This is a genomic window from Paenibacillus sp. WLX1005 (assembly GCF_046603685.1).
Lineage (GTDB): Bacteria > Bacillota > Bacilli > Paenibacillales > Paenibacillaceae > Saccharibacillus.
Window position 1 is genome coordinate 4,474,266 of record NZ_CP176756.1, and the last position, 13,896, is coordinate 4,488,161.

The window sequence follows — 13,896 nt, forward strand, 5'->3', positions numbered from 1 at the left end:
GCCTACAATGTCTGACGCCAGCAACAAGAACGATCAACCACTCAATCGCACTTTGCTGACAGAAGGAAACTACGTCACCAAGGAACCGATTGACCTGACTAATTGCGATAAAGAACCGATTCATATTCCAGGTCGTATTCAGCCGCACGGCATCCTGCTTGCTGTCACCAAAGATAGCGAGCATACAATTGTTCAGTGCAGTACGAATACGAAGAATATGCTGGGCTATACACCGGATGAACTACTGGGGCAACCACTGGAACGCATTATCGGAACAGAACAGCTACTCAGTTTACTACATAGTGATCTTAGTGCTGAAGCTACTTCCGATTTGCAATATACCGAAATTGTCATTGATGTAAATGGAGAAACGATAACGTTCTATGCCGTTTTACATGAAAGTGAAGGGCTTATCATTATTGAAATGGAATATCCAACGGAAGACGAAACAGTTGGATATGATTTTGAATGGATCCAGTCCTTTTTTACGAAGGTCAAGCAAACAAGCAATCGGATCGAAGCGAGTCAAGCGGCGGCGGAGCAGATTCAAGATATGCTTGGCTATGATCGGGTCATGATTTATGAATTCGATAACCAGTGGAATGGTAAAGTGATTGCGGAAGCCAAAAATGAAGGATTAGAACCGTTTCTCGGTCATCATTATCCAGCTTCCGACATTCCGAAGCAGGCACGCGCGCTCTATCTGCGCAATTGGCTGCGACTGATCGTCGACGTCAACTACGAGCCTGTTGAAATTGTTCCAACAACTCAACCGCTTACTGGGAAACCGCTCAATCTGAGCTTATCCGTATTGCGTAGCGTATCCCCGCTGCATATTGAGTATTTGCACAATATGGGTGTGGGTGCGACGATGACTATCTCGCTGATTCATGATAATCAGCTGTGGGGTCTAATTACCTGCCATCATTATTCGGCAAAATACATTTCCCATCGTAAACGCAATCTTTGCAATTTTCTTGGTTCGTTCTTCTCCAGCGAATTGTATCAGCGGCAGCAACTGGACAATTATGAAGCCGAACTGCAATTGCGCAAAACGGCATTACGTATTGCGAGTATCTTCACCGGTAATACAAGTTCGGTGCGGGTAGCAGAACAGCTGCATGACGAAGAACATACGTTACTTGCCTTAATGAGCGCATCTGGTGCAGCAATCAGTTATCAGGACAAGCTACTGACGTTCGGCAATACGCCAACTCCGCAGCAGATTCGCGAGCTGGCAGGTTGGATGGGCGGGCGTTCGCGCGAATACTGGCATGCTACTTCGCGGCTCAGTCTGGAATACGAAGCAGCCAAAGCATACAAAGCCAAAGCATCCGGTGCGTTATATCTGGCGATCTCGCCGGGGCAGCAAAATTATATTATCTGGTTCCGCCCTGAAGTACTGCAAATCGTCGATTGGGCAGGCGACCCTGCCAAAGCAGTCATTCAAGAAAATGACGGTATCCGACTCTCCCCACGTAAATCGTTTGAAAAGTGGCGACAGGTCGTGCAATCCACCTCCTTCCCTTGGCAGCCCAAAGAGCTGAATATTTTGCCGGAATTGAAAGCAATTGTGCATCGGCAAACGGAAAGTCAATTGCGGCAAGTTGAAGAACAAGCGCTTCAGGATGCACGTACACTGCGTCGGAACGAGCAGCGATATTTACAGCTCATGGAGATGTCCCCAGTTGCCTTCTTCACGCTGACGGAACGTCGAATCATCTATTCCAATCACGAGGCTGCTGTCCTGCTCGGTCTGGAACAAAGCGATGATCTGCTTGGTCTGGACTTCATGCAGTTTGTACAAGATGATTCCAAGGATGAGATGGTCAATTATCTGGAACAATTGGAACAGAATCTGATCCATATGATCACCAACAATACCTTTTTCCAAAATCGAAACGGCGATTCGTTAAAATTGGAATTAACGCTGGCTTCGATTAGCTATGGCGGCAAACCGTCAGTGATGATCATTGCACGTGAATCTTCACTCGATACTGGTCTGGAAGAAGCGTATCATGTCGTCAGTGATCAGCTGCAAAACTACATGACAACCGATCCGCTCACCGATATGCCAAACCGCGTGTCATTTGAGAAGAAGCTGATGGAAGACTGGTATACCGCTATTCAGCAGGAGGAATTGATGTCTCTGCTGCTCGTTGATATTGACGATCTGCGAGAATACAATGCCATCCACGGACTCAACGGCGGCGATCTATGCGTACAATGGGTTGCGGACGTGTTGAATGTAATCGCAAGTGGTGCAGAATCAGATATTGCCCGTTTTAGTGGCGGTACCTTTATGATTAATCTGCGCGGTAGCAGCAAAGACGATGTAGTGCAACTTGCTGAGGATATTCGCAGTAGCGTCTTAGCACTGCAAATTCCTGCGAACACAGCGGAAACCGGCGACTTTATTACCGTTAGCGTTGGCGGAGTTATGCTGCAACCAGATCCACTCGTTCACCCGACCGATCTGATCCTGCGCGCCGAAGAAGCGTTAATGCAGGCGAAGAATCTTGGTAAAAATCAAGTCGCCTTTTTATAAATGATGTCCATCGTCCTGTATACGATGACAGGATAAAATAACATAAATAGCCCGCATCGCCGGAACCATTGCAACTGAATTGCATAGATGGTTAACGACGGATGACGGGCTGTTCGTGTTTGTAAGTTACGAAAGCATACAACAATTAGACGATAAATAGATCATAGATAGAACGATAGGTAGAACTTTAGATATTTTCTCAAAAAATAAGATGCAGGTTTACCAAGAATGAATCGGCGCTTTGTAAAACTTTGTTAGACGCAACCTTGGGTGTTTGCAGATGATTGTATAAATGAATATTGTGACGTATCCGTTATGTATGTGCATATATAAATAAGACCATCACTGTGTTGCACTACGAATGACACTGGAAAAGATTGCTGTATAATAGGCTAAGCACCGATTCAACTATGTACATAGTACGGCTCTATTCCCTTTGTTCCTATGCAATCAAGCGAACAGATTATGAAAATGGAATACGGCACAGAACGAGAAGGATTTTACTTTTTAAGGAGGTTCCTATGTCTCAGCAACAACCCAAAGAATCACTATTGCAACTCATCAAAAAAGGAAACACCTCTTCCGCTGTCGCCATGATCGGCAATGCGGTTATCGCCATCTGCAAAGGTGTCGCTTTTGCCTTTAGCGGCAGTGGTGCGATATTCGCGTCAGCGATGCACTCGCTGGCAGATGCGGTCAATCAGGGGTTTGTATTTGTTGGTAGCGTCCTATCTGAAAAGAAACCAACTCCACGCTTTCCAAACGGCTTCGGACGGGTCATCAATATTTTCTGTATGATCGCGGTAATTGTCGTTACGATTATGGCGTATGAAACGATCCATGAGGGCATTCACCTGCTTCAGCATCCGGCAGCTAGCGGCAGTGGGGTCTGGCTCAACATTATTGTGTTGATCATTAACATTCTGGTCGATGGGCTTATTCTAATCAAAGCAATGAAGGAGATTATTCACGAATCTCGCGCGCCGGAAGCGCATGGATTGGGCATAGTTTCGAGTGCGTTCCGCAATGTAGGACGCGCAGCACCGCCGACACGGCTCGTCTTTTACGAGGATATTGTAGCGGTACTAGGAGCAACGCTGGCGCTAATATCGGTAATCGTGATTGCATTGACCAACTTTGCACTGTTGGATGGGATCGTCACGCTGATGATTGGCTGTCTGATGATCGCTGTTGCCTTCCGGGTCGGTTACGACAATATGATCGGGTTGATCGGTGTCTCCGCGCCGAAGGATGTGGAAGATAAAGTGACCGAGACGATCTTTGCAGATGAACAGGTGGCAGATATTCAAATGCTGCGCATCGTGCAGGAAGGTCGTTATTATCATGTAGATGGCGTGATTGAGCTGAAGCAAGGATTGACGTTAGCGGATGCTGACGATATTAAATTACGCGTTCAGCAGGCACTACTCACGAATCCCGATATCGCCGATGCGGCGCTTAGTATTATCGAGGATGACCGTATTCAGACGTGGAAAGATAGCGATGCCGAACTTGATCGAGTGTAATAATCTACATCTTATATAGCAATATAGAATGTAGATGGATGCGGCATAATAAATAGCATGACTATATTCCGCATCAGCCTATTCATTCCGTACCAATTCATTCTATACAACAACTGTACCAAAAAAATCGTGGCTATCTCTATGTATCATACAATACGCCTGAGCAGAATGAATATCGCTGCTCAGGCGTATTGTTTTGATTCATGTTTCGTTCGTAAGGCAATCGTAGTATCAGGCGCGATAGTATGTGCCGACAACTTTCAGCTCTGCCGATTTGACGATCCGAAACGGGTAGATATATCCGTGCCGGATTTTTCTTTTGCCTTTGCCCCAGATGTCAGTTCCGCTGGTGAAGCGGTATGCCTGATCAATAAATTTGGAGCAATAGTTGTTGGTCACATCGTCCATTCCCGTATGCAGACGGTACGCTTTGACCTGTTTGTAATACTGCTCCGCCCACTCTGCCGCCAGCACACCTACATCTTCGTGGCGTGCACGAAAAACGACAAAGCGGTCACCTACATAAAAGCGTTTGACATACCATTCCACCGTATCCGAGAATACCGGACCAAACGGATGCACGTGATACACGCGTCCATCTGTCCCGAGAATGCCCATATGACCAGCATAATACGTTGATTCCGAGCTGGGCGTGTACAAAATATCGCCCGGTTCCAGCGGAATCTCACGAATACGCGATACTGGTAGATCGCTCTCCTGACGACGTGCAGCTGCACGCTTGCGCGGAGTCTCCACTAGCGCCCGGTGAAAGACACCGCCGATTGCCAAATACACTTCCGCCCATTTGATTCTATGATCCTGATCGCGATCCAGCCATTTACGTAGAAAAGACCGGATACGCTCTATTGTTTTCCCCATATTGCACCTCTACTCTGATCCTGTACCTGCTGTGAATGTATTACCCATTACCCGCCCGTTGTCTGTACTTTATGTGATCGCTGGGCTATGCTGGATAGTAATCTTATTTTGATACATACACAGGATGCAAATCAACATTGGAAGGAGTAGGAATATATGCATATTATTGATCTGCATTGCGATGCACTGTATAAACTAGCTGAAGCGCAAGGAACACTCAGCTACAGCGATGCGCCGGAGCTGGAAACCAACTATGCTCGCTTACAGGAAGGGCAGGTGCGGATGCAGGGATTTGCCATTTTCGTTGATCCAGCATTGCCTGATCCGCTGCGATTCCAGAATTGTCTGGATCAGGTGCATTACTTTTACGATGAAGTGTTAGGCAAACATCCGCAGATGGTTCATATTACGGAATGGCAACAAATTGCCCAATTGCAGCCCGGACAGATTGGTGCGTTATTGACGTTAGAAGGTGTCGATCCGATTGGCAATGATCTGAAAAAGATGCACATTCTGTATCGGCTTGGTGTACGTTCGGTCGGGCTGACATGGAACTTTGCCAATCTGGCGGCAGATGGAGCGCTGGAAGAACGTGGAGCAGGTCTGACGGCATTTGGACATGAGCTGGTGCAATTTTATAATGACCATCGCATATTGACGGATGTGAGTCATCTATGCGAGCGCTCGTTCTGGGATGTGCTCGATGTGGCGAAATATCCCTTTGCTTCGCATTCGAATGCACGCGCTATTCTGGATCATCCGCGCAATCTGACCGATGAGCAGGCAGTGGCGATGTTTGAACGAAATGCGATGGTGCATGTTGTGTATTGCCCGTATTTTATCAAGGAAGGTGAGCAGGTTCAGATCACTGATCTGCTGCGGCATATCGATCACTTCTGCTCGTTGGGCGGCGTGAAGCATATCGGGCTGGGATCGGACTTTGACGGGATTAGCGAGCATGTGCAGCAGCTAGAGCATGCGGGGAAATCGCAGCTGGTCATTGATGAGCTGCTCAAGCATTACAGCGAGGAGCAGGTGCGTGGGTTTGCGCATGAGAATGTTATCCGGCATTTGCCTGAATGATAGTTGATAAATGCCCGGTGGTCGCAAAATAAAAGTACATGTTTGTATTACGATAATGAAGAGTACACTGAGCTTCCAATGCGCAGTACTAGCAAAAAGCCGGACTTGTCCTATTACTGGACAGATCCGGCTTTGCGTCGTTGCTTCAGTTATCTTGCTGATGCGTTTCGTTCTGATTGGGATTTTCCCAGTGTTTGAATTGCCCACCTTTGCTTATTACATCCTCATTGGGAAATAGCTGCGTCCATTGTCCGACGCCCCGATCAGTATACATATAGGTCTGATGAGGTTCGTCCTGAAAAATCACGTACATCGGAAAAGTGGGTAATGTACTTATTTTCGTTTCTATACTGTAAATATCGTTGGCTGCATATCGCTTCTCGTGAACCAGATAGTTTGTTACATCTTTTTTGAGATACATAATTTTCAAATGAATCGTTGCAAATATTAGCGTTGCGATCACTGACAACATCAGCAGTACCCACCATCGCTTTCTCATGAATACCATCCTTCCAGTATGCTTATAGAGGTTCAGATCGTATTGATACGACAGTGAAAAGTAGTGATAGAACTTTGCCTCCAGTTGGGATATTGTGATGGGTTTTAAAAAAGGAAGGATTACTGAGCAACAGTATACTAACACTTATTATAATAAGATGCGATATCCCTATGTAAACAATCATGCTAAGTGAATGGAACTATTATCGAGAGACGAGGCTACGATTGTATGCTTTTGTGCGTACGGTCAATTTTGTTATCGCCACCTGCTAAAGACATACTTGTGAAGTGTGGCTCTATCTATGTGGGTGAACGTGGACATATTGCTTAATCAATATTTTTCTTTTCTCCCTGATCCACTCAGTGATATGATATTTATGTTTTCCATCCTAATTATTTTATTCATACATGCGAGGTGTTGTTGTTGTCTTGGAAAATCTTTAGTCCGACCAAAACTACATATCGGGGCGAGATTACCCCTTTGACTGACGAAGATTTAAAATCTCTTCTTCCAATACTTGATACACAAAGACAAATCGATGGATGGTTTGACTGGGCATCTTTTGTAGAACAGCACCCTGAATATCATTACTACAAGCTCAAACGTTTTGGTGCTCGTGGCATTCTTGGCGTCATTGCTTTAACCTATCATGACGGCGTGTTTGTAGCTTCCGTTGAAACAGCCAAGCATAGTCGTCATAGACCAGAAAATAAAAAGCGATATATTAACCTTGCTGATATCATGCTTAGCTTTGCTTCATATTGGGGTACAGTAAATCATAACGACCCTTTTGTCGCATTGATCCCTAAAGACAATAAGGTCAATTACTACAAACGAAAGTTTGGCGCCAAACCATTTGGAAGAGTTTATGCGTTGGATCAGTCTGTTATTAGACAGATGATTCGGTTATACTATTACTAAGGAGTTGATGATTATGCGGAAAAGAGCTTTTACTAACCCAGACGGTGCTCAAATTAAACTGGTACCAGCAAAAGCACCTTTCGTTGGCGCAATCCTTACTAAACTACCTGTTGACGGAATGCTTACTAAGCCGCGCCCCCATGATTATACTGACGATATGTTGTCCAGAGATATGCGGGCAGCCAGACAAGCCATGATGTCACAAGACGGTGATTCTATTCGACAAACGAGAGAAGACATTAAAGATCATATTCGTCACATTGATAATCAGAGAGCTCGTATATAACGGGCTCTTTTTTCTACATATTTTATTATAAAATCGAGGTATTTTATGCTTACAAGTGAATATGTTTCTAAACAAATCAACGATCTAGTTTCCAAGTATGATTTCCCATTTCCAGCCATCCAAGATGTATACAATGGTTTGCGTGATTGCGATCATCCAAATTATGCAGCTCAGCAACTACGATACCTCAATAATCTTGTTAGTGCTGCTAAAGCTACAAGAAAAACGATTTGGTTTTATTTCATGTGGAACATTGTATTATTTAATCATAAAGAATTAGAGGTATTTCTATGACTAAGCAGTCTATGGCTTTAAACATTCTTGCTCAAAGATATCCTAGTGTTGTACTCTCTCAGGGCGAATCTGGCTATAATATGATTCAGGTTAATCGTGAACATGCTCCTAGATTAGTTTGAAGATATTTCTTCGATCATCCTTACCGGTTTTTCTCCTTTCGTTATTGAAAAATGTGACTATATTGAAATCAGATTCACTTCTCAATCAATCCAGCTTTACATCGGTCGCTATATACCTGATTCCGGTGGAGTCGCTAATGTGCAAACAGTATATGAGGCTAAGTATGCTGATGAAACTAACGATCAAAAATAATAACCCTGCATAGCGTAGAAGTTTGCTGATGAGGTGTGATTTATAGATTTGATGACTTATTATATCGAGAATGCTTATGTGGCTCTCTGCCAGATAATACTTGGCGTTACATATCTCTATTTCTCTTCGTTTCTTGCTACATCAGTGCGTGTAGTTCTGTTTCGCGACTCGAATACTGGTAAACCTGTATGTAATGTATACAATCGCCCGAACAGCAAAGTTGTGCAGTTCGGGCGATTGTGTGAGTATTGGATTGATTCAAAATCTTGTTATTACGTGCTGCGATTACTGATCTGTACGCCTTATCAAGCACCAAACTGTGCGGCATGCAAACGGGCATACGCGCCGCCAGCGTTAATCAATTCATCATGTGCGCCTTGCTCGGCGATGCCTTCTTTGGTCACGACGATGATGCGGTCGGCGTTCTTGATCGTTGCCAGACGGTGAGCGATAATCAGTGTCGTACGACCGACGGACAGCTCATTCAGGGATTGCTGAATCGCTGCTTCTGTTTCGGTATCAAGTGCCGACGTTGCTTCATCCAGAATGAGGATCGGCGGATTTTTCAAGAACATGCGAGCAATGGACAGACGCTGCTTCTGTCCACCGGACAGCTTCACGCCACGTTCCCCAATGATCGTATCCATGCCTTCCGCATACGACTGGATCAAGGTTTCCAATTGCGCCTGACGTGCTGCTTGCCAGATCTCTTCATCAGTCGCATCCAGTTTGCCATAAGCGATATTTTCCCGAATCGTACCGTCAAACAGGAACACATCCTGCTGGACAATCCCGATCTGTGTCCGCAGTGACGATAAGGTCATCTGCTGGACATTCAAACCGTCAATCGTAATCTCGCCAGCACGAATATCATAGAAGCGCGGCAGCAGACTGCATAAGGTCGTTTTCCCCGCACCGGATGGTCCGACTAACGCGACCGTCTCTCCTTCACGAATATCCAGATCGATGTTGTGTAAAATATCATCCTTGCCTTCATATCCGAACGAAACGCCGCGATAGCGAATCTGTCCGCGCAGTGGCGGTGCAGGCTGCGCACCCGGCAGATCATGAATCTCGGTATCAGTTTCCAGCAATTCCTCATAACGGCGGAAACCGGCAATGCCTTTTGGATACGTCTCAATAACCGAGTTCAGCTGTTTGATCGGCGTCAAGAACACATTGGATAACAGCACAAAAGCAACAAAATCGCCATACGTCATGCCACGTTCCAGTACGAACCACGTACCACATACGAGTACAAACAGCGATACGAATTTCATCAAAATATAACTAATCGACGAGTTCCACGCCATAATCCGGTATGCAATCAGCTTCGTACGGCGGAAGCTGCCGTTATCTACCGCAAACTGAGCAATCTCGTGATCTTCGTTAGCAAATGCTTGTACAACGCGCATACCACTTACGTTGTTCTCTACGCGTGCATTGAAGTTAGCGATATCGCCAAACATTTTGCTGAAGGCGCGCGACATTTTCCGACCGAAGAAGATCGACAGATAGATCATGAGCGGAATAACGATAAAGGTCAGAATCGCTAGTTCCAGATTCAGACTTGCCATCAGCAGGAATGCCCCGATCAGCGTCATCACCGCGATAAATAAATCTTCCGGTCCGTGGTGGGCAATCTCCCCGATATCCATCAGATCGCTCGTCATCCGCGAGACGAGATGACCCGTCTTCGCATTGTCGAAAAAGCGGAACGGCAGACGCTGAATATGATCAAACAGCTTTTTGCGCATGTCCGTCTCAATATTAATTCCAAGCTTGTGACCCCAGTATGTAACGATATATTGCAAAATAGAACTAACTAGGAATATACCGAGCAACCCGGCACATGCCCACAAAATAACCTGCCAATTGCCACTTGGCAGCAAATCATCGATCACGCGCTGTACCGCAATCGGAAAAGCTAACTCCAGCAGCCCTGCGATCACAGCACAACCAAAGTCGATCATAAACAAACCTCGATACGGTTTGTAATAAGCAAAAAAGCGACGCAGCATATGAACCCTCCCTTTTCTGGCATTTGCCAGCAACATCGTGACATAACACGACGCCGTACGAGCGACAGAAACTGCCACACATACAGCGCCGAACTGCACTGAAAATCAATTATAGCACTACCAAACATAATTGAGAACAGTTATCAATTACTTTTCTCACATATTTTTCACATGAAGGCGCGGATAAAATAAAGCACAGGCACCGCCACGGCATAAAACATCGCAAATTGCAGCCTTTGCGCCCGTGGCATCGTTAATAATCCAATAATAATCCCAATCGCCAGCAGTACCATGCCGACCAGCACTGCCGCCCGGGTCTGAAATAGAATATATACGACAACCGCAGCCAGTACCAGCAGCCAGCTTGTCCATTTGTACATCGTGTTGTTCATGATTGTCATCTTCCGCACCTCGTCTCCGTATGATGGTTCCATCTGCTGAGTGGCTGCTCCCGCTTATCTGGCTAGGTGACGTCGTTGTTTGTAAAATAAGATCAGCGCTATGTTAAGCCAGTCAGTATACTATGTATTTCAACCGATTCAGGCAGCTTCTATCAAAAAATGTACATATTCAGCATATTTTTTTGCAACGAATGGTTGGAGTTCCTATTCAGTCATACAAAAACAGGATGCCTGCTCAGTCTATGACTGAACGACATCCTGTTTTGTATAATCAAGCTATTTATATCTTTACGTATTCTTACTGAATCTTATTGCTCTGACGGATACTTTAGTCCCCATTGACTGCGCACTTCATCCAGCAGACGCATGATGGACAGCGATTCTTCCAGCGGCATGATGTCACTTTCCAGCTCACCTTCGAGAATGAGGCGACCTGCTTCCTCCGCTTCAAAGGAATAGCCCTCGGACTCGCGGTCATCGGTAAAATGCTCCACTTCTTCGCCGTTAATGTACAGGTACGCTTCGCGGCTGAACAGGAATTGCGGAATGCGGATATATCCTTCAGTACCGTGAATATATGCTTCATTCGGAAACAGGATGTTGACTGCGCCGTTCAGACTGGCAGCACGTCCACCTTCATAATCCAGCAAGATGGAAAATTGCTCGTCCACCCCAGTTTGTCCGATATACGATGTGCTGTGAATATTATTAGGCTTGGCGCCCAGCACCATGGAAGCGAACGATACCGGGTAAATGCCTGTATCCAGCAGTGCCCCACCGCCCAATTCTTTGTTAAGCAAACGATGATCTGGATCGCCGTCAAAACGGAATCCAAAATCTGCTTTCACCAATCGCACTTCACCAATTTTGCCATCTTGAATCCATTCTCGCACTTGGCGCAGCGGTGGCAAGAAGCGCGTCCACATGCCTTCCATCAGGAACAGCTTGTTCTCGCGGGCAAGCTGGATTGCTTCTTCGAGTTCACCAGCGTTCATCATAAACGGCTTCTCACACAGGACATGCTTGCCAGCATGCAGCGCGTCCAGCACATTTTGCTTATGTAATGGATGCGGTGTACCGACATAGATCGCATCGACCTGCTCGTCCTGCAATAGCTTCTCGTAGCTGTCGTACCCAACGGTCATATTGTATTTACGAACGAATTCATCTGCACTTTCCTGACTGCGCGAACTGGCGGCATACGCCACTCCGTTATTCGTAAACGGCAGATCGCCGACAAATTTGTTAGAGATACCACCGGTGCCGATGATGCCCCAGTTGATTTTGCGTTCACTAGCTTGAGACATACAATACCCTCCACTTCGATAATATACTTGCGGCATATTGCTGCTAATTCTATATTTCACCATTACAGCCTTCTTTTAAGCGTAAAAGGTTTTGACGATGCCGTATAGCAATATTCTGATATTTTATATCATATATTTGCGCTCGTCTTACATGGGATTGCAGAATAGGGAAAAACAGTCGGATGTTGTTGATCCGACTGCTCTTTTTGTGGATATAAAACATACTGTTGATTTTACTATTATTGTTTCTTCTGCTACTACTTCTATTACTTCTACTACTTCTTCTACGTTCTACTTTTTCTATTGTTGTACCTTTTCCCGATCTTTGCCTTTATCGGCTTCGCCTGCGTTGCGGTTGGCAGCATCGCGGTCTTCCTGCATTTCGGCGACGGTTTTGACCTTCAGGCGTGCTGCACCGGCGTAATCTTGTGTCGGCAGCAGATTGCCGCTGTCCAGACGCTGTTTGGCGGCGGCGATTGCTTCACCGTATTGCGGTAGCCATGCTTCGCCTGCGACTAGCATCTCGTCCACCATTTGCCAGATTTCCGGTGGATTGCAGACTGCGCCGATCAGCGGGTCCATCATAAATGCCTGACGTAGCAGCTTATCATCGCCATGCACAGCTGCTTCTACCGCCAAGCGCTGCACCGAAATGCTCACATTGCACACTGCCGCCGGACCAAGTGGCAAATCTCCTACATGCGGCATCGAAATGCCATTGCGATCTACATAACCGGGTGCTTCGATCACAGCGTCATTCGGCAGATTGGAGATGACGCCGTTGTTAATCACATTAAAATGTCCACGGTACACGCGCCCCGTTTCCAGCGCTTCGATAATGTACGAGCCGTGTTCTTCGCTGCGTTCTTCCGCGGCAAAGCGCTTGGGCTCCTCCTGCATCCAGTTCGGGAAATCCGTTTCAAACCAGTTACGTCCTTCGGTACAGACACGTAGATAGCCGCCCGTCTCGCCGTTAATCCAGCTATTCAAGTCGATCCAATCACCGATCTCCTGCGGACGCTTGCGATACCAAGGCACATATTCGCTCAAATGACCGTTCGATTCGGTGCTGTAATATCCGAATCGGCGTAGCATATCGATGCGTACCTTTTCCGTACGGCTATATTCGTCATGCTTCTCAAATGCTTCTAGCAAACCAGCCGTCAGGTCGCGCCCCTGATGACTCGCCCGAATATACCATGTCTGATGATTGATACCAGCACAGACGATATCGACATCCTGTTTGTCCAGTCCGTACACGTCCGCAATCTGATGATGACCATGCTGTACGCCGTGACAGAGACCCACCGTATTGACACCGCCATACGTATTGCACGCCCATGTTAGCATCGCCATCGGGTTGGAGTAATTCAGCAGCAGTACATGATCGTCTGCGACCTCGCGAATATCGCGGCAAATGTTCAGCATCTCGGCAACACCACGCTGACCGTACATAATGCCACCGGCGCACAACGTATCACCGACGCATTGATCAACACCGTATCTAAGCGGAATGTCTACATCTGTCGCAAAGGCTTCCAGCCCGCCGACACGGATCGTACAGATGACGTACTTCGCGTCCTTCAGCGCTTCCCTGCGATCAGTAGTATGCTGAATGCGAATATTCAGCCCGTTGCCGTCGATATCCCGCTGACAGAGCCGGGTCACCATATCCAGATTGTGCTCGTTAATATCTGTAAATGCCAGTTCAATCTCAGCAAAATCTGGCACTGCTAGCAGATCACGCAGCAACCCGCGTGTGAATCCGATACTTCCCGCTCCTACAAACGCTACTTTAAAAGACATGATACTATCC

The 13,896-nt window shown here is 46.3% G+C and carries 12 protein-coding genes; 6 read left to right on the plus strand and 6 right to left on the minus strand.

Translation table 11 applies throughout. The features are described 5' to 3' along the window. Positions 1–7: 7 nt before the first annotated feature. Complete coding sequence (locus ACE3MZ_RS19135; protein ID WP_411343701.1) at positions 8–2,548, plus strand: diguanylate cyclase domain-containing protein; 2,541 nt, start codon at positions 8–10, stop codon at positions 2,546–2,548. Between the two features lie 521 nt (positions 2,549–3,069). Then, entirely contained in the window at positions 3,070–4,074 is a 1,005-nt protein-coding gene (locus ACE3MZ_RS19140) for a cation diffusion facilitator family transporter (protein WP_411343702.1), read from the plus strand. 231 nt (positions 4,075–4,305) lie between these two features. Here the strand turns inward: ACE3MZ_RS19140 and ACE3MZ_RS19145 are convergent, their stop codons facing one another. Next, positions 4,306–4,953: a hypothetical protein gene (locus ACE3MZ_RS19145; protein ID WP_411343703.1), complete on the minus strand. Its 648-nt coding sequence runs from the start codon at positions 4,951–4,953 to the stop codon at positions 4,306–4,308. Positions 4,954–5,109: 156 nt separating this feature from the next. Here ACE3MZ_RS19145 and ACE3MZ_RS19150 point away from each other — a divergent pair, with 156 nt between their 5' ends. Beyond that, a complete protein-coding gene (locus ACE3MZ_RS19150; RefSeq protein WP_411343704.1) occupies positions 5,110–6,036 on the plus strand; it encodes a dipeptidase in 927 nt (308 codons plus the stop codon). A 145-nt stretch (positions 6,037–6,181) separates the two neighbouring features. Here the strand turns inward: ACE3MZ_RS19150 and ACE3MZ_RS19155 are convergent, their stop codons facing one another. Beyond that, positions 6,182–6,535 carry a DUF3139 domain-containing protein gene (locus ACE3MZ_RS19155; RefSeq protein ID WP_411343705.1) on the minus strand — a complete coding sequence of 118 codons (354 nt, stop codon included), beginning with the start codon at positions 6,533–6,535 and terminating at the stop codon, positions 6,182–6,184. 423 nt (positions 6,536–6,958) lie between these two features. Here ACE3MZ_RS19155 and ACE3MZ_RS19160 point away from each other — a divergent pair, with 423 nt between their 5' ends. From ACE3MZ_RS19160 to ACE3MZ_RS19170, 3 genes are read left to right on the plus strand one after another with little or no spacing between them, the layout of a single operon-like run. After that, positions 6,959–7,456, plus strand: a complete 498-nt coding sequence (locus ACE3MZ_RS19160; protein WP_411343706.1) for a hypothetical protein — start codon at positions 6,959–6,961, stop codon at positions 7,454–7,456. A 13-nt stretch (positions 7,457–7,469) separates the two neighbouring features. Beyond that, positions 7,470–7,742, plus strand: coding sequence for a hypothetical protein (locus tag ACE3MZ_RS19165; RefSeq protein WP_411343707.1), 273 nt, complete (start codon positions 7,470–7,472; stop codon positions 7,740–7,742). A gap of 45 nt (positions 7,743–7,787) precedes the next feature. Continuing rightward, complete coding sequence (locus tag ACE3MZ_RS19170; protein ID WP_411343708.1) at positions 7,788–8,036, plus strand: DUF6877 family protein; 249 nt, start codon at positions 7,788–7,790, stop codon at positions 8,034–8,036. A 620-nt stretch (positions 8,037–8,656) separates the two neighbouring features. Here the strand turns inward: ACE3MZ_RS19170 and ACE3MZ_RS19175 are convergent. The 4 genes from ACE3MZ_RS19175 to ACE3MZ_RS19190 form a co-directional block, all read right to left on the minus strand. Further along, entirely contained in the window at positions 8,657–10,372 is a 1,716-nt protein-coding gene (locus ACE3MZ_RS19175; RefSeq protein WP_411343709.1) for an ABC transporter ATP-binding protein, read from the minus strand. Positions 10,373–10,539: 167 nt separating this feature from the next. After that, on the minus strand, positions 10,540–10,773 hold the full coding sequence (locus ACE3MZ_RS19180) for a hypothetical protein (protein WP_411343710.1): 234 nt from the start codon (positions 10,771–10,773) through the stop codon (positions 10,540–10,542). A 308-nt stretch (positions 10,774–11,081) separates the two neighbouring features. After that, positions 11,082–12,080 carry a Gfo/Idh/MocA family protein gene (locus ACE3MZ_RS19185; protein WP_411343711.1) on the minus strand — a complete coding sequence of 333 codons (999 nt, stop codon included), beginning with the start codon at positions 12,078–12,080 and terminating at the stop codon, positions 11,082–11,084. Positions 12,081–12,380: 300 nt separating this feature from the next. After that, a complete protein-coding gene (locus ACE3MZ_RS19190) occupies positions 12,381–13,886 on the minus strand; it encodes an alpha-glucosidase/alpha-galactosidase (protein WP_411343712.1) in 1,506 nt (501 codons plus the stop codon). Positions 13,887–13,896: the final 10 nt, after the last annotated feature.